The organism is Brevibacillus ruminantium, assembly GCF_023746555.1.
Lineage (GTDB): Bacteria > Bacillota > Bacilli > Brevibacillales > Brevibacillaceae > Brevibacillus > Brevibacillus ruminantium.
The window spans coordinates 2,470,394-2,492,599 of sequence record NZ_CP098755.1 but is presented as its reverse complement, the minus strand read 5'-3'; the positions used below and the strand labels follow the sequence as shown (position 1 = coordinate 2,492,599).

Here is a 22,206-nt window from a genome sequence, read left to right as displayed (position 1 = left end):
CCCCTTTTTTCTCCAAACAATTCCTTAGTGCATGACATAACCCCCGGAGATATTCACTGCTTGCCCAGTAATGCCTGTCGCCAGATCGGATGCGAGATAAACCGCGAGATTGCCGATTTCCCCCGCTTCCAGCAATCGATGCTGGGGCACATGCCTGAGTATCACTTCCTCCAACACCTCGCCTTCTGCCAACTGATAGCTTTTTGCCAGATCGGAAAGCTGGTTGCGGACAAGCGGGGTATCCACATACCCGGGACAGATGGCATTGCAGGTAACACCCGAATCTGCCGCCTCCATGGCAGTAACCCTCGTCAGCCCGATAATTCCGTGTTTGGCTGAGCAGTACCCTGCCTTAAAGGGCGCACCCATCTTTCCGTTGATGGAGGAAATGTTGATGATCCGCCCCCAGCCACGCTCCTTCATTTGGGCAAATACGGCTTGTGTAGCCACAAAAGGCCCTACCAGCATGACTTCAATGAGCTTTTGAAATTGTCTGGGATCACAGGTTTCAATCGGGGCTACATATTGAAAGCCAGCATTGTTCACCAGAATGTCGACCGGACCCATGCTTTGCTCGCATGTTGCCACCATGTGCCTGATCGATTCTGTTTCCGACAGATCTGCCTGAATCGCGATTTTCTTCTGTTGTTCCCTCTCAGCCATGGACATGATCGCCACTTCAGCTTTGCCAAGGTCAATGTCGGCAATGGCAAGATGACATCCGGCCTCGAACATTTTTTCAGCGATGGCAAGCCCGATCCCGCTTGCACCCCCGGTAATCAAAGCAACCTTGTTTTGCAGTAGATTCGTTTGCATAAGTCCTCCTTCCCTCGCCTGTAAACGTTTACAAAACAGAATATTTGCAAACTTCATGCCAAAGAAAGGAAGCAGAATCCATCAGGGGTAACACATCCGTGTTGATTTTTTGCGACACTACTCCTGTAGCATATGTACGACATGTAGCGATATTGAGACATTATTTTTGAGCAATCTGGTGTTTTTCCAGCTTTCGATACAAGCTGGCTCGATGGATCCCCAGAAGCTGAGCGGCTTGTACTTTATTTCCTTCACAGTGAGCGAGCGCCGCCTCCAATACCCTCTTTTCTGTCTTGGCCAGTTCTGCTTCCAGATCGAGCGAAATACCTTCACTTGTTCTGACCACCTGTTTGTCCAGCAAATAAGGCGGGAGATGCTCAAGATCGAGCTCGCCCTCTTCCGCCAGCTGCACAGCCCGCTCCAAGACGTTATTCATCTCGCGGAGATTTCCTGGCCATTTATGTGCAAAAAAGATATTCTGAACCCGTTCGCTCAGGCCCGAGACATTTGTATAAAGCTCTGCATTCAGCTTGTTGATCAGCTTGCCTGCGAGCGAGAGAATCGTCGCCCCTTGCACACGCAGCGGCGGCAGATTGATCATGAAGACGTTCAGCCGATAATACAGGTCCTCGCGAAATTTGCCCTCTTGAATCAGTTTTTCCAAAGGGCGGTGCGTGGCAGCGATAACGCGAATGTCCACACCGATCGGCCGGGTTGCACCGATCCGCTCCACCTCTCTTTCCTGCAAAACCCGAAGCAGCTTGGCTTGCATGTCCAGTGGCATATCCCCGATTTCATCCAGGAACAAGGTTCCCTGGTTGGCCAACTCAATCTTTCCGGGCTTGCCCCCCTTTTTCGCTCCGGTAAACGCTCCCTCTTCATACCCAAACAGCTCCGCTTCCATCAAATCCTTGGGAATGGCAGCACAATTTACACGGACAAATGCTCCCTCGGCCCGGCTGCTTGCTTCATGGATGGCGTGGGCAAACAACTCCTTGCCTGTCCCGCTTTCCCCCAGAATCAACACCGAAGACCTGGTTTTGGCAATCCGCTTGGCCATCTGCACGGCTTCTTTCATCAACGGATGCTCCGCCATGATGTGGGCAAAGGAATATTTGGCACCCATCATTCGCTTTAGCTCCTGCCGATAGAAATCCAGCTTCCGCTCCATGATGTTGTACCTCTCGACGATGCTCCTCAGCTCTCGCAAATCGCTGAACACCACTTTTCCCAAAGCGCCAACCGTCTCCTCTCCCTCTTTTAACGGCATCCGGCTGACGATGATCTCTCTGTCACCGATTCTCATCAGTTGATCGATCTCTGCCTTTCCGGTCTGGATGACGACATGCATCCTCGTATTTTCAATTACTTCCGTTATATGTCTCCCGATGGCCTCCTCAATCGTCGTGCCCAAAAAGTCGCAGTAGCTCTGGTTGATCATCGTGATGATTCCGTTTTTATCGCACATGACGATACCATCGTACAACTGTTCCACCAGTTCTTTGAATTGATGAAGCTCCCGCTCCTGCTCAGACCACAAGCCGCCCTTATCAGATGAGTTTGGCATGATCTGAAAAATCGAGAGTCCGCCCACTACCTTTTCCTCGGAGAAAAGAGGCAAACGGTCAACCAAAAACAGCTTTTCGCCAAACTGGATTTCCCTGCGAAGACTTGCTTTCCCCTGATTCATGACCTGCAGCATATCAGAGCCGGGCGCAATGCTGATGATCGGCCGATTGATGATTTCTTCCTTTTTTAAGCCCAGCAACTGGGCACAAGCGTTATTCACATGGGTGATGATGCCGCCGCGATCCACAAAAACAAAACCATGCGGCATATTATCCAAAAATTCAAACAACGAAAACTCCACGCGTACACCCCTCCTTCTCCTTCCACTTTACCGAAAAAAAGGAAAAGAAAAAAGGAGCCTTTTTGCTCCTTTCCTTTTCCTGTCGCTCATACGATATCCGTGGTGTCCCAAAGACTGAGATCATCGTGGTCCGTGTGACTTTCTTCAAAACGCCCGCAATCGGGCTCCAAGCAAAGCATCCCGTCCAGTTGACTGTCATGAAACGGCAAACCGTGCGTGCCGCCGCAGTAGGGACATGTCCACATATGGTGTCCTCCTTTGATTGAAGTCCTTTCCATACATGTAGTTTACCCCAGATGCTTTCTCTGTTAGTCAACCTTGTTGTTTTCCCAGAACTGCAGGTAGGAATAAGGATTGAACGCAACATCATCGGACGCTCGGTACAGGCCAAAATGCAAATGGGGCGGAAACATGCCAGAGGTCCCTGGAGCCCCATAGCCTGTCGTCCCCACAAATCCAATCAGTTGGCCTGCCTGGATTCGCGTTCCCACCTGTAAATCGGGACAATAAGCCTGCAAATGTGCGTAATACATTTTAAACTTGCCTGAATCATCCGTAATATTGATCCTCCAGCCGCCATAGGTATTCCAACCAATCCGGTTGATCACGCCGTCTCCCACACTGTAAACCGGTGTTCCTTGAGGAGCCATGATGTCGATGCCCTCGTGTGAACGAGCATTTCCCGAATGGCTTTCGCTCCACTCTCGCGCTGATCCGTAGCTGTCACCGTATGCTTCGTAGTGGCTATGCTTATCAAAAGGGAACACATAGCGTTCCGAGAGCAGATCTGCATTCTTTACCTGTGCAGTGACCGGAGAAGCTGCTATTTTGGCAGACTGCTCGTGATCTTCATCACGTGTCCGAATCTTCACTACTTTCGCCCTGTTATCCCAGGCGACCGAATACCCCAGCGTTTCACTCACAAAGCGGACAGGGATCATAGTCCTTTGATTTTGAATCACGGTTGCTGTATCCAGCGTCACACGTTCTCCATTCACATAACCAATCCGGCTGTCGGCAAATACAGCGACTTGATTCACGCCATCCCGCAGCGTAACCCGGCGAGAATCCGCATCATAGGAAACCTTCGTTCCCAACTGCTCTGCAACAAAGCGTATCGGGACGAGGATTCGCCCGTTTTGATGCAGAGGCGGAACATCCGTTTTCACACCGATGCCATCTACTATCAAAGAGATGACAGGGCCTGGTGATTGGGCAAAAGCCGCTTTGCTGTGAAAGATCGTGAAAACCGTCACAAGCAAAAACGCGCCCAGAATCCTGCTGATCAGACGAGAGCTGTTACTATGTAAGCAGCGGTTCATCTTATCCCCCCTGTGCGATTTTTGTCGTACACATTATCGCACAGGGAGAAAGACAGGTTCCAGACGCAAAAATTGTTAATCAGCGAGATCCAGTCTCGTATACCTTTCCGAGTGCTGCCGGGGCACTGGATCGTCCCACTACTCCAGCCAGCACCAGGATGGTGAGCACATACGGAAGCATAAAGATCACTTCTGTCGGTACATATTTGGTCAAGCCAAAAATTTGAACCAGGGACTTGATCGCTTGCGCAACCCCGAAGAACAGGGCAGCGCCCATCGCTCCCATCGGATGCCATTTCCCGAAAATGAGTGCTGCAAGGGCAATAAAGCCTTGCCCGGAAACGGTGTTATGAGAGAAGTTGCTGGTCGTTGTGAGCGAGATGGTCGCTCCGCCCATCGCTGCCAAGGCACCGGAGATCAGCACTGCTGTATAGCGCATCCGCTTTACATTGATCCCGACTGTATCGGCTGCGCGCGGATGCTCACCGACAGCGCGGAGGCGAAGTCCAAACGATGTTTTAAAGAGCAAATACCAGGAAAAAGCAACGAGTGCAAACGCAATATAACTGGTGGGATAGCCTTCAAAAATAGCATGTCCCAAGATCGGAATATCGCTAAGCAAAGGAATGTGCCACTTTCCAAAGACCTGTTGAAGGGTGGTTGTTTGCCCTGCACCGTGGAAGATGATTTTGGTCAGGTAAACCGAAAGACCGACAGCCAAAAAGTTCAGGGCTACGCCACTGACAACCTGATCGGCCCGAAAGGTAATCGATGCAACCGCATGCGGTGCTGCGAAGATTGCCCCGGCGATACATGCGCCCAGAAAGCCGATCCACGGAGCCAGTCCGCCAAACGTATCCTGTGCAAAATAAGTAACCACCGCACCTGTAAAGGCGCCAATTACCATCATGCCCTCCAGCGCAATGTTGACAACCCCGGATCGCTCCGAGTACATCCCGCCCAAAGCGGCAAATATCAAGGCAGTGGAAAACACGATGGTGTCATGCAAAAGGTTGCTGAGTACGACTCCCCAATCCATCAGTGTCCACCCTCCTTTTTCTTCCAGATTGGCTTAATGAAAAACTTCACGATGCCATGAGCTGCAACAAAGAAGATGACGGAAGAGATGACCACCCGGATCAATTCCACCGGAACACCTGCACCAAACTTCATGCCTGCTGCCCCGAACGTCAATATCCCGAACAGAATCGCTCCCAATACAACGCCAAGCGGAGTGTTGCCGCCGATCAAGGCAACGGCAATTCCGTCAAACCCGTAGCCCGGCTGTGCAGCCATGATGGATTGATAGTGGAAGACGCCCAAAATCTCGCATGCGCCCCCGATTCCGGCGAACATCCCGCCGACGAACATTGCGTTGACAACGTTGCGGTTTACATTCATGCCTGCGTACTCCGAAGCGTTCGGATTCAGACCGACAGCACGCAGCTCAAAGCCACTCTTGGTTTTCCACAACAGGACGTAGAAGAAGACAGCCGCCAATACGGCAAGCAATGTTCCCCAGTGCAGGCGCGCACTGTCAAACATTTGCGAGAGCCATGCAAAGGAAATCGATGCCGAGTCCTTGATCATATCGGAGCGTTGTTGGCCTTCCGCCACGTAAAACGCTTTGAGAATATAGTTGGCAAAATAAAGGGCGATCCAGTTCAGCATGATCGTCGTAATGACCTCGTTTACACCGCGGGCCGCCTTTAGCCAACCGGCGATGGCTCCCCACAAACCTCCTGCCAGACCACCCGCCAGTACAGCCAGCGGCGCATGAAGGTACCAGGGAAGATCAACGGAGATCCCAACCGCTGTGGAAGCGATCATCCCGATGATAAACTGCCCCTCCGCTCCGATGTTAAACAAACCGGTACGGAAGGCAAATGCTACAGAAAGACCTGTAAAGATCAGCGGAGTGATCTGTCGAATCGTTTCCCCAAAGTTATACGCATTGCCAAAAACCTTTTCAATCAAGGATGCATAGGCCTTGACCGGGTTAAAGCCCCCCGCCAGCATGGCAATCGCGCCCGTCAGCAAGCCGAGGATAATGGCAGCAACCGGCACGAGGAAGGATTCCTTGGTAAAAATGGCGATGACTCTATTCACCGTTGCCGCCCCCTTGCATACGTTTTCCTCCGGACATCATCAAGCCGAGCTCTTGCTCGTTCGTCTCTTTCGCATCGACAATGCCGACAATCTGGCCTTCGTAAATAACAGCAATGCGATCGGACACATTGATAATTTCGTCCAGTTCCAAGGACAGCAGCAGCACAGCTTTACCTTTGTCACGCTGCTCAATCAGCCGTTTATGAATAAATTCGATCGCCCCGACATCGAGGCCGCGCGTCGGCTGAGCCGCGATCAACAGATCAGGGTCCTTGTTTACTTCGCGAGCGATAATTGCCTTTTGCTGATTTCCTCCGGAGAGTGCACGGGCTTTCGTGTAAATACTGGGTGTCCGCACATCAAACTCCTTGATCAGCTTGCTGGCATGCTTGTCAATCGCCGGATAGTCCAGGAATCCGTTTTTATTAAATTCCTTATGGAAATACGTCTCCAAAACCATGTTTTCGCTCATGGAAAAATCGAGAATAAGACCGTGTTTGTGACGATCCTCTGGAATATGTGACAAGCCAGACTCTGAGATCAGACGCGGTGACTGATTGGTAATCTCTTGCCCTTTCAGAAGAACCCGGCCGCTGGAAGCTTTTCGAAGGCCGGTCAAAACCTCGATCAACTCACTTTGGCCGTTTCCATCGACGCCAGCGATCCCGAGGATTTCGCCCCCTCTGACCTCCAGGCTGATGTTGTTTAATGCATTGACGCCACGGTTTCCCATAGCGGTCACGCCTTCCACAGACAAGATCACTTCTTTGGGGCGGGATGGCTGCTTGTCCACCCGGAAGTTTACTTCTCTGCCCACCATTTTGGCAGCAAGCTCATCCGTGTTTGTGTCTTTGATCGCAAGCGAATCAATAACCTTTCCTCTGCGGATGATGGTGACGGAATCGCACACAGCCATAATTTCTTTTAGCTTGTGCGTAATCAAGATAATGGTTTTTCCCTCTTTGACCAGATTATGCATGATCTCGATCAGTTCCATAATTTCCTGAGGGGTCAGTACAGCAGTAGGCTCGTCAAAAATCAGAATGTCCGCACCGCGGTAAAGCGTTTTCAAAATCTCTACGCGCTGCTGCATTCCCACCGAAATGTCTTCGATTTTCGCTCGCGGATCTACCTTCAGGCCATATTGATTGGAGAGCTTCTCCACGTCCTGAATGGCTCGCTGCATATCTATCTTTAACCCGGATTTCGGTTCATTTCCCAATACAATGTTTTCAGCAACAGTAAACTTTTCCACGAGCATAAAATGCTGGTGGACCATGCCAATTCCAAGTTCATTTGCTACATTCGGGCTCGTGATTTTAACGACCTTTTCATTAATCAGGATGTCGCCCTCTTCAGGCTGATACAATCCGAACAACACGTTCATCAACGTGGATTTGCCAGCGCCGTTCTCTCCCAGGAGGGCGTGGATCTCCCCTTTTTTCACGACAAGGTTGATGTTGTCATTGGCAATAATGCCGGGGAAGCGCTTGGTAATACCGCGCATTTCAACAACAGTCTGTACAGGTTTCAACCATGTTCCCCCCGTTTTCGTGGGTCTATTGTAGAAGGTAAAGAACAAGGCTAGTCGCTCGAACTAGCCTTGTCTCTCTCAGCTTTCCGCTCTTACTTTTCTGGTACAGTGATTTCGCCTTTGACGATCTTCTCTTTGAACTCATCCGCCAGCTTCAGGACATCAGCTGGTACGTTCTTGGTGGAGGTGTCAGCGAGGCCAACACCGTTCTCAGCAAGGCCGAGCCATACGATTTTTCCGCCTTCGAACTTGCCGTCGATTACGTCTTTGGATACACGGTAAACAGCTTCGTCTACGCGTTTTACCATGGAAGTCAGGGTAACGTCGTCACCAAATGTCAGGGATTGGTCTTTGTCCACACCGATTACCCATACGTCTTGACCTTTGGATTTGCGGTTTTTAGCTTCGTTGAACACGCCGTCGCCAGTTGCACCGGACGCGTGGAAGATGATGTCCGCGCCTTGGTCGTACATTTGGGAAGCAGTAGATTTGCCCAGGTCTGGTTTGTCAAATGCACCCGTGTAAACAGTAATAACTTGTACGCTTGGGTCTACAGCTTTTACACCTTCAGCAAAGCCAACTTCAAAGCGTTTGATTACCGGGATTTCCATACCACCCACGAAACCAACCTTTTTGGACTTGGACATTTTCGCTGCGACTACACCAGCCAGGTAGGAACCTTCATGCTCTTTGAAGAGTACGGATTCTACGTTTGGTGCATCTACTTCTGCATCGATGATGGCCAGCTTGCTGTCAGGGTTTTCTGTTGCTACCTTTTTCACGTGGTCACCGATTACAAAACCGATACCCCAAGTGAGATCCCATTTGTCTTTTACGAATTGAGTCAGGTTCGGGATGTAATCTGCATCAGAGGTAGATTGCAGATAGTCTACGCTTTCTTTCGGCAGATTCAGGTCTTTTTGCAGCTTTTGCAGACCTTCCCACGCGCTTTGGTTAAACGAGTTGTCGTTTACCCCACCAATGTCGGTAACCATACCGATGCGAGTGGTTGCGGCTGCTTCTCCCCCTTGTGCTCCACCTTGATTGCCAGCACCTTGGTTCTGTCCTTCGGGTTTGCTACCACAGCCAGCCAGAACGAGTGACAGGCTAAGGGTAGCTACGGATAGGACGGAAAGTACCTTTTTCATGTCAGAATACCCCCTGTTTTTTTGTGTGAAAAAACGCATTGGCGCTTTTTCTGAAAGTAGGTGAAACATTTTTGTTGGTCAACACACATTGTTCCCGCTGCTAGAGAGGGAAAACAGTCTGGACCGGTTGGTAAGATGAAATTGTTGAGCGAGGTTTCCCTCACTGTTACAACCGTCTGCGTACGACATGAAAGTGAAATTTGTCTGCCCGGAAGTAATTATGCGAATACAGGACAGGTCTTTCATTTTCGTCGTAATGGATCTGCTTTAAGAGTAAAAGAGGAGTCGTTTTGCTGCATTTCAATAGCGGAGAAGCCTTTTCAGAGTAACCCAAAGGTTCGATATCCGCAATCGCATAGGAAATGCGTATCCCCGTAACAGACTCCAGCCACTTGAAAATAGACTCTCCACCCTCGGTATAGCCCCCAGGAACAAGATGAGCAGGTATCCGGTCCATGCAATAGACGACCGGCTCCCCATCCGCCGTACGAATGCGTTCTACCATGAGAACACCTTCGCCTGGATTGAGAGAAAGGCGTTTCCGTTCTTCCTCTGCAGGTTCGCCGTAGGCAGTACGCAAAATAGTTGTGCCGGCCTGATAGCCCTGGCGTTCGATCGCATCCGTCACACTAAAGAGTTCCCCAATTCCTCCCGAAAAAACAGGCCGGGCATTAATAAATGTCCCTACTCCATGCTTTCGGATGACAATTTTCTCCTCTTCGAGAAGACGGAGTGCTTCCCGCAGCGTCGCTCGACTTACGCCCAACTGTTTGGACAGATCGGCTTCGGAAGGGAGACGCACCCCGGGTTTTAGTGTCCCAGATTCGATGTCGCTTTTGATCTTGTCCATTACCAAGAGACAAAGCGAACGGAAACTCCCCTTGATGCTCATCTTCCTTCACTCCTGCATTCTCTGCTATTCAATAGGTAAGACGTCAGACCTCTTAAACACAAAAGACGATAACAACAATTTCCTTTGTATCCTTAAAAATTGTACCTTAGGGGCCGATATCATGCAAGCCAATTTTTTTTATTGCTTGCCAGCCCCGCTGGTATGTTATGGGTTTGTTTCTATCAGGAAATATTGCTTTCGGGCGTAGGTCTGGGCAGGCGAACCTCTCGCGGCTTGCTGCCTTCGTAGGGTCCAACAATGCCCTGCGCTTCCATCATGTCGATCAAACGGGCAGCTCTCGTATAACCAACCCGCAGCCTGCGCTGCAAAAGGGAAGCGGATGCCTGCTGGGCCTCGACAACCACCTGGACGGCCTGATCGTACATATCGTCATCTGCGACAGGTTGTGCATCTTCGCTTATTTCTTCGGGGATCATATCTTCCTGGTAGCGAGCCTCTTGCTGTTCTTTGACAAACTTGACGACTTCCTCTACTTCCTTGTCAGAGACAAACGCCCCCTGCACACGGGTTGGTTTGGAAGCGCCCATCGGCAGATAGAGCATATCTCCGCGTCCGAGCAGCTTTTCTGCGCCTCCCATGTCCAAAATCGTGCGGGAGTCAGCCATAGAAGAGACGCCGAACGCAATCCGCGACGGGATGTTTGCCTTGATCAACCCTGTAATGACATCCACGGAAGGCCGCTGTGTCGCGATGATCAGGTGGATACCGGCAGCACGGGCCATCTGAGCCAGGCGACAAATCGCATCCTCCACTTCTCCCGGCGCGACCATCATTAGATCGGCCAGCTCATCGACGATCACAACGATGTAGGGCAGCGGGGAGCCTTCCGCCTGCTGATTGTACATTTCGATGTTGCGGCTGCCTGTTTTGGCAAACAGGTTGTAACGCCGCTCCATCTCTGAGACGACCTTTTTCAGGGCGACCGAAGCGCGGCGCGGATCTGTTACAACCGGCGCCAGCAGATGCGGAATGCCGTTGTAGACGTTCAGCTCCACCATTTTCGGGTCGACCATCATCAGTTTTACTTCATCCGGGCTTGCCTTGAACAGAATACTCATGATCAATCCGTTGATACACACCGACTTCCCGCTGCCCGTCGCTCCTGCCACCAACAGATGAGGCATTTTGGTCAGGTCGGCTACGATCGGCTCGCCGGAAATATCGCGCCCCAGCGCCACTGTCAGCTTTGCCGATGCATCCTGGTAGGACGCTGACTCCAATACTTCGCGCAGGGAAACCATGGCTACTTCGGAATTGGGAATCTCAATCCCGATCGCCGATTTGCCGGGAATCGGGGCTTCAATCCGAATATCCTTGGCAGCCAGCGCAAGGGCCAAGTCATCAGTCAGACTGACGATCCGACTAACCTTTACGCCCGTCGCAGGCTGGACTTCGTACCGCGTAACAGCCGGTCCGCGATGGACTTCGGAAACAATGGCATTGACCCCAAAGCTTTTCAGCGTCTGCACCAGTTTGTTGGCATTGGAAGTATGATCAACATCTTTCCCCGGCGTAAAGCTTTTCGGACGAGGCAGCATTTGCAAACTGGGAAGGACATACGGAATACTTAGCTGCACTTCTTCACTTTCCAGCGTGCCAAATATCTCTTCATCCCCCTCTAGCGAGAAGGTAATTTCTCTCTCTGGCGTCTGTTTTGCAGATACGGCCTTGTGTCGTGCAGCAGCAGGGGGGAGATTTTCCTCTGTATCGCTCTCTCCCTCAGCAACTAGTCTTTCAGCAAAATCTCGAATGAGCGGTGCTACAACTGGAGGTGATGGTTCGCTTACCGCTCCGTTCTCCGGATGATCTTCCGTCGAAGTTTCAGCGCTTAAGGCCGCACTGGATTGACCCTCTGGGGCGACTGCATCATCTGCTTGCTTGGCTTTGGCAGCTTCCCGCTTCTCCTCTGCCTTCTGCTTCCTTTTTTCGCTTTCGGACTGCAGCATCTCCACAGAATCTTTGACCGAATCTTTCAGCTTGGTATAAAACATCGAGAGCTTGTCTTTCGTAAACAAAGCCATATCTACATACGAAAGATTAAATAAAAACATGATCCCGACCAGGATCAAAAAGCCGATGATGATACCGGTTCCGACGAGTCCGACGAGGCTGTTGCAGATCGCAAAGAAAACAGCGCCGAGCATTCCGCCGCCGACGCCTGTCGTCGAAACCTTTTGACTGTGATCCAGCCAGATCCGGTCCCAGGTCACACGGATGATGCTTTGATCCGCAAAGGTTCCGCCTGCCGTTACCTGCTTGAACAAAAACAGATGATCCCAGGTTAACACGGCCAGCAGTATGAGCAGAAGTCCGAAAACTCGCAGGGAAAGACGGGGCGGCTTTCGGGTAAACATCATATGTACGGACAGCCCCATGATGATGAGAGGGATGGTAAAATCCCAGGACCCTGCGAAGAATCGGAACAGAAAGGCAAGTATATTTTTGCCAAGCCAGCCGCTCTCCAATAATCCGATCAGGCACAGAACAATCAAGACTAAACCCAGCAGCTCCAGTTTTACAACAGAGGCAACTGCCGTTTGCGACTTTCTTCTCTCTCTTCTACTCAGGTGGCATGCCTCCTTTCTTTCTTTTCCTGTGGGCAAAAGCACGCCAACGTATAAAAAGGCAGCCGGGATGCTGTTCGGCTGCTGTTCGTTCACGTCTAGTATAACACAGGAAAATCGTAGAAATACAGGACTTATTCCCCGAATCCTTCCGGGCGGAAGCGAATGATTTGCCCAGGCATATAGGCCGGATTAAGGTAGTCCTGCGGGTTGGGACTGATCAGGCGAACCATTCTTCCTTCGTAGGGGCTGGTCTGTTCAACGACCATGGTCGCCTCTCCGATTGGCAACTCTCGCAGGACCTGCTTTTCCACTTGATCCATCCCTTCGAAAACCACTTCCATAGGCATGACTGAGTAAAAAATCACTGCAGCACCTTCTCTCCATTACGGGCTATTTCTATCAGTTCGTTCAGTTTTTTCAACGCTTTTCCCAGCCCTCCAACTTCGTCAATCAATCCGTATTTGACGGCGTCTGTTCCAACGACATTTGTTCCGATGTCTCGCGTCAGCTCTCCTGTCCTCAGCATCAGCTCGCGGAATTTATCTTCCGTGATGTTGGAGTGGCGGGAAATGAAGCTGACGACGCGATCCTGCATTTTGTCGAGGTATTCAAAGGTTTGCGGCACCCCGATGACGAGTCCGGTCAGGCGGATCGGATGGATCGTCATGGTCGCTGTTTCCGCAATAAAGGAATAATCCCCCGCTACTGCGATCGGTACACCGATGCTGTGACCGCCGCCAAGAACCAGAGTGACAACCGGCTTCGACAGAGAAGCGACCATCTCTGCAATCGCCAGACCTGCCTCTACATCTCCACCGACCGTATTTAAAATCACCATAACTCCTTCAATCTTGCTGTTTTGCTCTGCGGCCACCAACTGAGGAATAATATGCTCGTATTTGGTCGTTTTATTTTGCGGCGGAAGCTGGATGTGCCCCTCTACCTGACCGATTACCGACAAGCAGTAGATGTTGCTTTCCAGTTGCGGGACATTGGTTTGCCCCAATGTAGTAATCGAATCAATCAATCGTTTCTTGGAGTCATCGTTGCCCGGGCTTTCAGCCGGAGGCTGTGCACGCTGCGGGTCCTCAACGGGAGTCGTTTGCGGTGGCTCCTCTGCACCACTAAAAGGTGGTCGATTCAAGTATTCTGGCCTGTTTCGGTTTTGCATGAATCCTCCTCCTTCACTGTCTGTGATAGTATGGATAAGATTCGGCTTTCTTACTCATTTTAGTAGGTAAGGAAATCTACTGAAGGAGGAAAACCGAAATGCCAACCAGACGTGAAGAAGACTTGTCACAAGCTGCTGATGAAGTCGCCACAAACAACTACCAGCCTTCTGACTATCAGAGCAGCTCCTTTACGGAAAAAGGACTGGCGGTTACGCATGAACAGGTCAGCGATGACTATATGGAAGGAAACAATGATCCAGCAAAACGGCCTTGAACGATTTTCTCCTCTCATCGAGGGACAACAGTATTGACCGCAAGCGTGCACATCCCATTTTATGAAAAATGTATTGACGTTTTACACAGAAAAAACCCCTGAAATCTCAGGGGTTTTTTCGATGCCTCCGTTTGTCTTGCCCTACACTTCCATAATGATTGGCAAGATCATCGGACGGCGGCGGGTCTGATCATACAAGAACCGACCCAGCGCTTCTTTTACGTTGTTTTTCAACGACGACCATTCATTTACATTTTCTTCCATGCATTTTACAAGTGTTTGGGTGACGATGCGATTTGCCTCTTCCAACAGCTCTTCCGATTCCCGTACATAGACGAAACCGCGGGAAATAATGTCGGGACCAGACAAAATCGTACCATTTTGTTTGCTGAGTGTAACGACGACTACCAGTATTCCATCCTGTGAAAGTAATTTTCTGTCCCGAAGAACAATATTTCCTACATCTCCTACACCCAGACCGTCAATCAATACATTGCCCGCGTGAACCTTCGGACCGAATCGCGCTTTTCCTCCCGAGATTTCCACTGTGTCGCCATTATCCAAAAGGAAAATGTTTTCACTGGGAACACCCACTTGTTCTGCCAGAACGCCGTGCATCCTCAGCATGCGGAACTCACCGTGGATGGGAATGAAATACTGCGGCTTCATCAAGTTCAACATCAGTCGAAGGTCTTCCTGACTGCCGTGACCGGAAACGTGGACGGTTCCGTTCGGTCCGTGACCGCCATAAATCACTTCTGCGCCGATGCGCGACAATTGATCAATCGTACGTGCAACGTATTTTTCATTGCCTGGGATGGGGGTTGCTGCGATTACTACAGTATCTCCTGGAAGGATGTCAATTTTCCGATGGGCGGATCGGGCCATACGGGTGAGCGCTGACATGGGCTCTCCCTGACTTCCAGTGGATAAAATAACGACTTGCTCAGCAGGCAGCTTGTTCACCTCATCCGTCTCGATCAAAAGCCCTTCCGGTACGTTCAAATACCCCAGGTCTTTACTGATATTGATGACGTTTTGCATGCTCCTGCCCACGACTGCAATTTTCCGGCTATACTCTGCCGCTGCGTCCACAACCTGTTGAATCCGATGGACGTTCGAGGCAAAGGTAGAGACGATAATTCTTCCCGTCGCTTTGCTGAAAACGTCTTTGATCGCAACCCCGACGGAACGCTCCGATCCGGTAAAACCAGGGCGCTCCGAATTCGTACTGTCAGAGAGCAGACACAATACACCACGGTCACCGATCATCGCCATTTTGGCCAGGTCCGCCTGCTGGTTGTTGACAGGTGTCTGATCAAACTTGAAGTCTCCGGTGTGAACGATGTACCCTTCCGGCGTTTCCAAGCAAACCCCTACGCTATCCGGGATGCTGTGGTTGACACGAAAAAATGTCGCCTTCATGCCTCCGAGAACGAGCTCCGAGTCGCTGTTGATTAACATGCGCTTGGTATCATTTAGGATACCCGCTTCTTTTAATTTTGCTTCAATCAGACCCAAAGTTAATTTTGTCGCATATACCGGTACTTTCAATCGTTTTAGCACATAGCTCAGTCCGCCAATGTGGTCTTCGTGTCCGTGCGTAACAATAATACCGCGTACTTTGTCGCGATTTTCCTCCAGGTACGTGATGTCCGGGATCACCATGTCAATTCCCAGCATTTCCTCCTCCGGGAATTTTAAGCCAGCGTCAATGACTACGATGTCATCATCGCATTGGATCACGTACATGTTTTTCCCAATTTCGCCTACTCCGCCCAAGGCGAAAATGAGAACAGAGTGATTCGATTTTGCCAAAACGTGTAACCTCCTATATTTAGTTGTCTATCACACTCAAATTAACCGCCCCAAATCACTTATCCTCATTATACCCGAATGGAAAAGTGGAACACAAGAAAAAAGAACCACAGACCCAAATTGTTCTCGACACGAAAAATAGGACCCTAAAAATCGTATGGAATTGAAAGAAACTGACAGACTATAGGTAACTTACCGAAAAGGGGGTTGACCTCTTGTCTCTTTGGCAATGGCTGAAATACAGGAAGGAAAACGGAAGAGCAGCACCTCCTCTTAGTAAGCCGTCTGATTCATCCTTGCCCGCAGAGCAGCGTATCTCCGACAAGCTGGAGCACTCGATCACCCATCTGAAAGAAGTATTTGCCGATACGGACGATCTTATTGTTCGTCGCATTCACGCGTTTGGCCGTATCCCGGCAGCGCTTTTTTATTTGGAACATTTAACGGACCAGCGCGAATTGCAGACCAGTATCCTTCGGCCTATTTTGGGGACAGATGCTTTGGCGGACAAGGAAAGCCACCCGGTCGAAGCTAATCTCATCAACCGCATCACTCAAGACTCCCTTCTGACGGGGAATGTTTATGTTGAAAATGACTGGTCCTGTCTGATTGAGCACATCTTGTATGGACGTGTGCTGATCTTTTTGGAGGGACAGTCAAAAGCAATCGTGGCCGAGGCTTCAAAAAAGGAATACCGTTCGATCAGTCAGCCGGAAACAGAGCCTGTCATACGCGGACCCCGTGAAGGCTTTATTGAAAATTACAGTGTCAATCTGTCTCTCCTGCGAAATCGTCTGCCCACTGCGGATTTGGTTATCAAGACGATCCAGGTCGGGCAGAGGACAAAAACAAAGGTTGCCGTCTGCTACCTGCGGGATGTGTGCAATCCCGCTTTGGTACACGAAGTGCTTCATCGGCTAAACAGCATTGAGATCGACGGTATCGTTGATTCGGGCTATTTGGAACAGTATATCGAGGATAACAATTTCTCGCCCTTTCCCCAAATCCAAAACACGGAGAGGCCGGATAAATCGGTCGCCAATTTGCTGGAAGGCCGAGTGGTTATCATCGTGGACGGTTCCCCGTTTGCCTTGATCGCTCCAGCCGTGTTCAGCCAATTTTATCAGTCCGTTGATGATTATTCCGAGCGCTATCTTTTATCCAGCTTTGTTCGTTTATCACGGCTGGTTGCCCTGCTGTTTTCCCTGATCTTTCCCGCCTTGTATGTATCGGTCATCTCGTACAATCCAGAACTGATCCCGACGGAGTTTGCCGTCGCCGTAGCGGGAGGAAGAGCAGGGGTTCCCTTTCCTGCACTGGTAGAGGTGCTGATCATGGAGATCTCCATGGAAGTTTTGCGCGAAGCGACGATTCGGCTCCCGCAGCAGGTCGGCGGTGCATTGTCCATCGTAGGCGTGCTGGTGATCGGACAAGCTGCTGTTTCTGCCGGATTCGCCAGCCCGATCACCGTTGTCGTGATCGCATTGACGACGATTGGCTCCTTTGCCACTCCCGCTTACAATATGGCGCTCGCGCTGCGGCTGCTTCGTTTTCCCCTGATCATTTTGGGCGGTGTTTTTGGATTGTACGGGGTGATGGTCGGATTGATTCTGATTGTGAACCATATGCTTTCCGTACGCTCCTTCGGCGTCCCGTATATGAGTCCTGTTGTCCCCGGCCAATGGCAAGGGATGAAGGACACAGTAGTACGCGCTCCTTTTTGGACCAGCCGAAAGAGACCGGCCTTCCTGCATCCGCAAGATCCCGTTCGGTCTGGCGATAGTAGCAAGCCATTAAATGAAAAGCCACACAACCCATTAGACCCCGTGGCAGTTGGTAATAGGAGGCGAGAAGATGGAGACCCCACGTGAAATCACTCTCTTGCAAGCCACCGCTGTCTTGATCAGTACCATCATTGGCGTCGGGATTCTGTCCCTGCCCTTATTTGCGGCGCGGGCGGCCGATTCGGGTGCGCCTCTTTTGACCCTGTTCGGTTGTGCGATTGCCTTTCTCTCTTTGTTTTTGCTGTCGTCTTTGGGCAAGCGTTTCCCGCGAAAGTCAATCATACATTACAGCGAAGCTATTTTGGGCGTCTGGTTGGGGCGACTTGGGAGTATTGCGATCATTTTGTTTTTCGCCATGCTCAGCGCGCTTACAGCAAGAGAATTTGGCGAGGTGGTCATCACGACTGTTCTGCGCAGTACTCCGGTCGAGATAACCGTCATCGTCATGCTCACTCTCGCAGCCATCTCATGTCGCAACGACCTGAACACGTTTTCGTATATTCATCTGTTTTACTTGCCGTTTATTTTGGCCCCGGGTCTGCTCATCGTTGCCTTGTCCCTGCAAAACGCAGATCCGATCAACCTGCTGCCGGTATTTTCTCGTCATGACGGAAACTGGCTAGGAGGAGCCTTGACGATTGCAGCCCTTTTTCAAGGATCATTTGTCTTTTCGATGATCATTCCTTCCATGCGAACGCCAGCCAAAGCTTTGCGAGCTTCTTACTTCGCCATTCTCGTTTCTGGCGGTCTGTACGTGTTGATCGTCATTGCCAGTATCGCGATTTTCGGCGCGGAAGAAGCAAAGCTCCAGCTCTGGCCGACTCTTGAGCTGGCCCGTATGACTTCTCTGCCGGCCAATATTTTGGAGCGGTTGGATATTCTCTTTTTAGCTGTTTGGGTTACCGCTGTGTTTACGACTCTATTTTCCAGCTATTACTTCACCATTCACTCCATCAGCAATCTCTTTAAACTTCGCGACCACAAAATGTTTACATGGGCCATGCTGCCTTTCATCTTTATCCTGGCCATGCTGCCTAAAAACGTTTTGGAAACCTATCACCTGATTCTTGTGATCGGTTCATACGGCCTGTTCATTACGATCGCCTACCCCGCTTTCCTGTTGATCGTCGCGATGCTGCGAAAGAAAAGGGAGGATCAGCATGATCGAGAACTTACACAAAAAGCACCGTAACCTGCTGATATGGATCGGTCTGCTCTGCCCGCTCCTATCTGGTTGTTGGGATCGTCTGGAAATTGAAGAAAGAGCCAATATTCTTGGAATCGCCATTGATTACATCCAGAAAGACGAAGACACGCAAAAGGAATCAGATGTCAGTCATCTGAAACACCTCTTTCCAAAACCAAGCAAAAATCTGATTGAAATTACTGCTCAAATAGCAGTGCCGGGCCGAATCCCGCTCGGCCCAGAAAGCGGCAGCAGCGGCAATCAAAAGCCTGTTTGGGTCCTTAGCAGTGTGGGGCACACATTGGATGACGCGATCTTGAACCTTCAGCAAGAGGTCGCGGATCGGCTGTTTCTGGGACATTTGCGAGTCATTATTGTCAGCGACAAGTTTGCCCGGAAAGGCGTCGGCGAGTTAAACGATTATCTGCGCCGTAATCCAGAGGTTCGCCGAACTGCCTGGATGATCATCTCGGATGGTAAGGCTTCTACCTTGATGGAAAGCTCACCACAGCTTGAGCGAATTCCGACCCTTTACCTCTCTGCGATGATGGATCATGCCGTTTCCTTAGGGAAATTTCCACGTGACTTCCTGGGCATTTTCTGGAGCTCTTTGTCCAAAAAAGGGCAAGAGCCCTTTCTTCCAGTGATTAAAGTAAAACGAAATGAAAATGCGGAGATCGCGGGAATGGCTTATTTTGTGGAAGATCGGATGGTCGGTTTGCTTCAGCCTCTTGAAATCGGTTTTTTTATGGCTGCAAAAGGGATCAAGCAGGGCGGCTACGCAGCTTTTACACCGATTCCTGATGAGAAAACCGTCGTTCTGGCCCGTGCCCGGACGCGCAGATCCCAGGTTGTTGTAAACATGAAGGAAGGAAAGCCAAAGATCCGTTTGCATATCCATGTGGAAACGGACATTGATGAAAAATTTAACCACGGACACGCTTTACGTCCCCCTATATTGAAAAAAATTTCCACCGAACTGTCCCAACGCGGAAAAAAAAGTGTGCAGAGCATCATAGTGCAGACGCAAAAAGAAGGTGCTGATATTTTGGGACTTGGCGAGCATATCCGTGCGAAGCTGCCCGCTTACTGGGACTCGAACATTCGCACCAAGGAAAACTGGCGAAAAGCCTATCAGCAACTAGAGGTGGAGGTCATCTTCACTACCTCGATTCACCGAATCGGAATGAAAGTGAAATAAGAGGAGGGTTACCATGCGAGTTTGGATCGAGGTGGGGTACCTCTATTATGTTGTGTTTTTGATGATCGTCTCCGGATATTTGGTTCTTCGCACCGACGCCTCTGGTTACCGATTTTTCGGACTTACAAAAGAGCATAAGGTAGCAACGATACTGGGCTGGACCAATATTGTACTCGGCGTAGCGGTAATTCTCTTGCAGCTTCTTTATCCCGTACGCTGAAATGCAAAGAGCAAGACATGAAAAAAGGGAGCCAATCGATTTTGGCTCCCTTGGTGTGTTCCTGTTTTCTGCTCTAGTTTTCCAATAAGGAATAAACAAATGCCTTTTCTTGCTCTGTCAAATCGACAAGCGGTAAGCGTACGCCACCCGTTTCAACACCCAGTTTTTCCAGCGCAGCTTTTGTCGGCCCTGGGCTTGGGTAGGCAAACAAACCTTCAAATACGGGGAGGAGTTTGCGGTGAAGGGCTGCAGCTTGGCTGAGATCACCACGGAAGAACGAATCGATCATCTCTGTCATCTCTTTGCCCACAACATGGCTAGCCACGCTGACAATACCAGCGCCCCCAATCGCAAGTACCGGCAGTGTAAGTCCGTCATCCCCACTGTAGAGCTCAAAGCCTTCTGGAGCGTGCTCAATAATCTTTGCCATCTGTGACAAATTTCCAGAGGCTTCTTTTACACAGACGACATTGGGCAGCTCAGCAAGTCGCAGCGTTGTCTCTGCGGTCATGTTCACACTCGTGCGTCCGGGGACGTTGTACAGCATGACCGGCAGCTTTACGGATTCGGCAAGCACCTTGAAATGTTGGTAAAGGCCTTCTTGAGAAGGTTTAGAGTAATACGGCGTAACCAGCATGATTCCGTCAATACCAATTTTTTCCACTTCTTGTGTAAATGCAATACTTGCCGCTGTGTCATTGCTGCCAGTACCGGCAATAATGTGACATTTCCCTTTTGCGTAGGAAGCCACATGCTTGAACAGATCCAGTTTTTCCTGTGGAGATAACGTCGGGGATTCCCCTGTCGTCCCATTCACTACGAGAGCTTCTGTACCTGTCTCCAGCAAATGATCGATCAGGCGTTCCGTTTTCTCGTAGTCTACTTCCAGTTGATTATTAAACGGCGTTACCATGGCGGTAACCAATCGGCCAAAACGTGCCACTGCCCCCATCTCCTCTTTCTAATACTCATTTGAAAAATGGCTTCGCCAAAAGTGACGAAGCCTTACGAACAAAGATGTGCTGTCGTCGATGTTTTTGTACTTATAAATGCCCGTTATGCAGTTGGAACTGTTGATGAAGGGATCGAACAGCCCGGATCATATCTTCTTCGTGGACCAACACCCAGATGGTGGTATGCGAGTCTGCCGACTGCAGGATCGGAATATCCTCTTGTGTAAGTGCCTCTACGATCTGTGCCATGACACCAGGTACGCCTGTCATCCCGGCGCCTATCACGGATACTTTTGCACAATGCGACAAAATTTGCGGCTCATATCCCATATCCAGCAGGATTTGGGTTGCATTTTCAGCCATTTCATCGTGTACCGTGTACGCAACCCCAAGCGGGTTGACGTTTATAAAATCAACACTGATGTTATTTTTTGCCATGGCCTTGAATACCTGCAGCTGTGTATCGTATTGGTCGTCTTTATTGGCCACCTTGATCTGTGTGATGTTGGGGACGTGGGCAATCCCCATCACCAGGCGGTCATGCACAGTATAACCCATCCGTCCCAGCTCTAATAGATTGGTCACCAAGGTACCGGGATCATCAGAGAAGGTGGACCGCACACGGATGGGAACATTCGCCTGCATCGCGATTTCTACCGCTCGCGGGTGAATAACCTTGGCGCCCAAATGGGCCATATTGCATATTTCTGCATATGTTACACTCGTCAATGGCTGTGCTTCTTCTACGATGCGAGGATCTGCTGTCATAATGCCGTTTACGTCAGTAAAAATGTCGACCATTTCCGCATGCAATGCGACGCCCAAAGCTGTAGCTGTGGTATCGCTGCCTCCGCGGCCCAGCGTTGTGATTTCCCATTCTGACGTTCTACCCTGAAAGCCGGGAACGATGACAACCTTTCCTTCGCTCAGCTCCTGTAAAATTCGCGCAGGTTCAATCGTCATAATCTGAGCGTTGGTAAATTCTTCACTGGTAACAATACTTGCTTGCCCTCCTGTTAAGATCGTCGCCTTTATTCCCTGTGCATTCAGCATGCTGCACATCACTGTCGCCGAGATGATTTCCCCTGTGTGCAAAAGCAGATCCGTCTCCCGTTTGGGCAGACCATTGCCGTTGCTTCGGACCAGTTGCAACAGCGTATCGGTCGCGTACGGGTCGCCTTTTCGCCCCATAGCGGACACGACAACGACGAGGGCATAGCCTTCGTCGATCGCTTTTTTCATATGGGTAATCGCTCTGTTTCGGCAATCCTCTGACGTCAGTGAAGATCCCCCGAATTTCTGGACGAGAATTCTCACAA

General features: G+C 50.3%; 20 protein-coding genes. 5 read left to right on the top strand and 15 right to left on the bottom strand.

The annotated features are described in order from the left end of the window. Window positions 1-24 precede the first annotated feature (24 nt). From NDK47_RS12275 to NDK47_RS12220, 12 genes are all read right to left on the bottom strand, one after another. The gene (locus NDK47_RS12275; RefSeq protein ID WP_251875236.1) at window positions 25-816 is read right to left on the bottom strand and encodes a 3-hydroxybutyrate dehydrogenase; all 792 of its coding nucleotides are present in this window, start codon (window positions 814-816) and stop codon (window positions 25-27) included. 160 nt (window positions 817-976) lie between these two features. Beyond that, on the bottom strand, window positions 977-2,686 hold the full coding sequence (locus NDK47_RS12270; RefSeq protein WP_251875234.1) for a sigma 54-interacting transcriptional regulator: 1,710 nt from the start codon (window positions 2,684-2,686) through the stop codon (window positions 977-979). 86 nt (window positions 2,687-2,772) lie between these two features. Beyond that, window positions 2,773-2,931, bottom strand: a complete 159-nt coding sequence (locus tag NDK47_RS12265; protein ID WP_251875232.1) for a CpXC domain-containing protein — start codon at window positions 2,929-2,931, stop codon at window positions 2,773-2,775. A 63-nt stretch (window positions 2,932-2,994) separates the two neighbouring features. Then, the gene (locus NDK47_RS12260) at window positions 2,995-4,008 is read right to left on the bottom strand and encodes a stalk domain-containing protein (RefSeq protein ID WP_251875229.1); all 1,014 of its coding nucleotides are present in this window, start codon (window positions 4,006-4,008) and stop codon (window positions 2,995-2,997) included. A 79-nt stretch (window positions 4,009-4,087) separates the two neighbouring features. Next, window positions 4,088-5,047, bottom strand: coding sequence for an ABC transporter permease (locus NDK47_RS12255; protein WP_251875227.1), 960 nt, complete (start codon window positions 5,045-5,047; stop codon window positions 4,088-4,090). Continuing rightward, window positions 5,047-6,117 carry an ABC transporter permease gene (locus tag NDK47_RS12250; protein ID WP_251875225.1) on the bottom strand — a complete coding sequence of 357 codons (1,071 nt, stop codon included), beginning with the start codon at window positions 6,115-6,117 and terminating at the stop codon, window positions 5,047-5,049. The genes NDK47_RS12255 and NDK47_RS12250 overlap by 1 nt, the downstream gene beginning before the upstream one ends. Further along, on the bottom strand, window positions 6,110-7,651 hold the full coding sequence (locus NDK47_RS12245; protein WP_407653414.1) for an ABC transporter ATP-binding protein: 1,542 nt from the start codon (window positions 7,649-7,651) through the stop codon (window positions 6,110-6,112). Before NDK47_RS12245 ends, NDK47_RS12250 begins: the two co-directional genes overlap by 8 nt. Before the next feature lie 92 nt (window positions 7,652-7,743). Further along, window positions 7,744-8,799: a BMP family lipoprotein gene (locus tag NDK47_RS12240; protein WP_251875223.1), complete on the bottom strand. Its 1,056-nt coding sequence runs from the start codon at window positions 8,797-8,799 to the stop codon at window positions 7,744-7,746. Window positions 8,800-8,965: 166 nt separating this feature from the next. Then, on the bottom strand, window positions 8,966-9,691 hold the full coding sequence (locus NDK47_RS12235) for a GntR family transcriptional regulator (protein WP_251875221.1): 726 nt from the start codon (window positions 9,689-9,691) through the stop codon (window positions 8,966-8,968). A 182-nt stretch (window positions 9,692-9,873) separates the two neighbouring features. Beyond that, the gene (locus NDK47_RS12230) at window positions 9,874-12,279 is read right to left on the bottom strand and encodes an FtsK/SpoIIIE family DNA translocase (protein WP_251876127.1); all 2,406 of its coding nucleotides are present in this window, start codon (window positions 12,277-12,279) and stop codon (window positions 9,874-9,876) included. 131 nt (window positions 12,280-12,410) lie between these two features. Next, the gene (locus tag NDK47_RS12225; protein WP_251875219.1) at window positions 12,411-12,644 is read right to left on the bottom strand and encodes a YlzJ-like family protein; all 234 of its coding nucleotides are present in this window, start codon (window positions 12,642-12,644) and stop codon (window positions 12,411-12,413) included. Continuing rightward, a complete protein-coding gene (locus NDK47_RS12220; RefSeq protein ID WP_251875217.1) occupies window positions 12,641-13,450 on the bottom strand; it encodes a ClpP family protease in 810 nt (269 codons plus the stop codon). Before NDK47_RS12220 ends, NDK47_RS12225 begins: the two co-directional genes overlap by 4 nt. Before the next feature lie 98 nt (window positions 13,451-13,548). On the opposite strand from NDK47_RS12220, the gene NDK47_RS12215 reads away from it, so the two are divergent. After that, window positions 13,549-13,725: a YozQ family protein gene (locus NDK47_RS12215; protein ID WP_407653413.1), complete on the top strand. Its 177-nt coding sequence runs from the start codon at window positions 13,549-13,551 to the stop codon at window positions 13,723-13,725. Between the two features lie 141 nt (window positions 13,726-13,866). Here the strand turns inward: NDK47_RS12215 and NDK47_RS12210 are convergent, their stop codons facing one another. Then, window positions 13,867-15,543: a ribonuclease J gene (locus tag NDK47_RS12210; protein ID WP_251875215.1), complete on the bottom strand. Its 1,677-nt coding sequence runs from the start codon at window positions 15,541-15,543 to the stop codon at window positions 13,867-13,869. 215 nt (window positions 15,544-15,758) lie between these two features. Here NDK47_RS12210 and NDK47_RS12205 point away from each other — a divergent pair, with 215 nt between their 5' ends. Genes NDK47_RS12205 through NDK47_RS12190 form a run of 4 tightly spaced genes read left to right on the top strand, consistent with a single transcriptional unit; the run spans window position 15,759 to window position 19,934 of the window. Continuing rightward, entirely contained in the window at window positions 15,759-17,414 is a 1,656-nt protein-coding gene (locus NDK47_RS12205; RefSeq protein WP_251875213.1) for a spore germination protein, read from the top strand. Continuing rightward, the gene (locus NDK47_RS12200; protein WP_251875211.1) at window positions 17,398-18,519 is read left to right on the top strand and encodes a GerAB/ArcD/ProY family transporter; all 1,122 of its coding nucleotides are present in this window, start codon (window positions 17,398-17,400) and stop codon (window positions 18,517-18,519) included. Before NDK47_RS12205 ends, NDK47_RS12200 begins: the two co-directional genes overlap by 17 nt. Further along, window positions 18,488-19,714, top strand: coding sequence for a Ger(x)C family spore germination protein (locus tag NDK47_RS12195; protein WP_251875209.1), 1,227 nt, complete (start codon window positions 18,488-18,490; stop codon window positions 19,712-19,714). Before NDK47_RS12200 ends, NDK47_RS12195 begins: the two co-directional genes overlap by 32 nt. Before the next feature lie 13 nt (window positions 19,715-19,727). Next, window positions 19,728-19,934: a CLC_0170 family protein gene (locus tag NDK47_RS12190; protein WP_251875207.1), complete on the top strand. Its 207-nt coding sequence runs from the start codon at window positions 19,728-19,730 to the stop codon at window positions 19,932-19,934. 73 nt (window positions 19,935-20,007) lie between these two features. Here the strand turns inward: NDK47_RS12190 and dapA are convergent, their stop codons facing one another. Next, window positions 20,008-20,877 (bottom strand): 4-hydroxy-tetrahydrodipicolinate synthase, encoded by an 870-nt coding sequence (dapA, locus tag NDK47_RS12185; RefSeq protein WP_251875205.1) that lies wholly within the window; start codon window positions 20,875-20,877, stop codon window positions 20,008-20,010. A gap of 100 nt (window positions 20,878-20,977) precedes the next feature. Further along, a complete protein-coding gene (gene dapG / locus NDK47_RS12180; RefSeq protein ID WP_251875203.1) occupies window positions 20,978-22,204 on the bottom strand; it encodes an aspartate kinase in 1,227 nt (408 codons plus the stop codon). Window positions 22,205-22,206 lie beyond the last annotated feature (2 nt).

Excerpts from the sequence above, each read along its gene's own strand:
- NDK47_RS12275 (WP_251875236.1), bottom strand. The coding sequence starts at position 816 with ATGCAAACGAATCTACTGCAAAACAAGGTTGCTTTGATTACCGGGGGT.
- NDK47_RS12265 (WP_251875232.1), bottom strand. The coding sequence starts at position 2,931 with ATGTGGACATGTCCCTACTGCGGCGGCACGCACGGTTTGCCGTTTCAT.
- NDK47_RS12260 (WP_251875229.1), bottom strand. The coding sequence starts at position 4,008 with ATGAACCGCTGCTTACATAGTAACAGCTCTCGTCTGATCAGCAGGATT.
- NDK47_RS12255 (WP_251875227.1), bottom strand. The coding sequence starts at position 5,047 with ATGGATTGGGGAGTCGTACTCAGCAACCTTTTGCATGACACCATCGTG.
- NDK47_RS12240 (WP_251875223.1), bottom strand. The coding sequence starts at position 8,799 with ATGAAAAAGGTACTTTCCGTCCTATCCGTAGCTACCCTTAGCCTGTCA.
- NDK47_RS12235 (WP_251875221.1), bottom strand. The coding sequence starts at position 9,691 with ATGAGCATCAAGGGGAGTTTCCGTTCGCTTTGTCTCTTGGTAATGGAC.
- NDK47_RS12220 (WP_251875217.1), bottom strand. The coding sequence starts at position 13,450 with ATGCAAAACCGAAACAGGCCAGAATACTTGAATCGACCACCTTTTAGT.
- NDK47_RS12215 (WP_407653413.1), top strand. The coding sequence starts at position 13,549 with ATGCCAACCAGACGTGAAGAAGACTTGTCACAAGCTGCTGATGAAGTC.
- NDK47_RS12200 (WP_251875211.1), top strand. The coding sequence starts at position 17,398 with ATGGAGACCCCACGTGAAATCACTCTCTTGCAAGCCACCGCTGTCTTG.
- NDK47_RS12195 (WP_251875209.1), top strand. The coding sequence starts at position 18,488 with ATGATCGAGAACTTACACAAAAAGCACCGTAACCTGCTGATATGGATC.
- NDK47_RS12190 (WP_251875207.1), top strand. The coding sequence starts at position 19,728 with ATGCGAGTTTGGATCGAGGTGGGGTACCTCTATTATGTTGTGTTTTTG.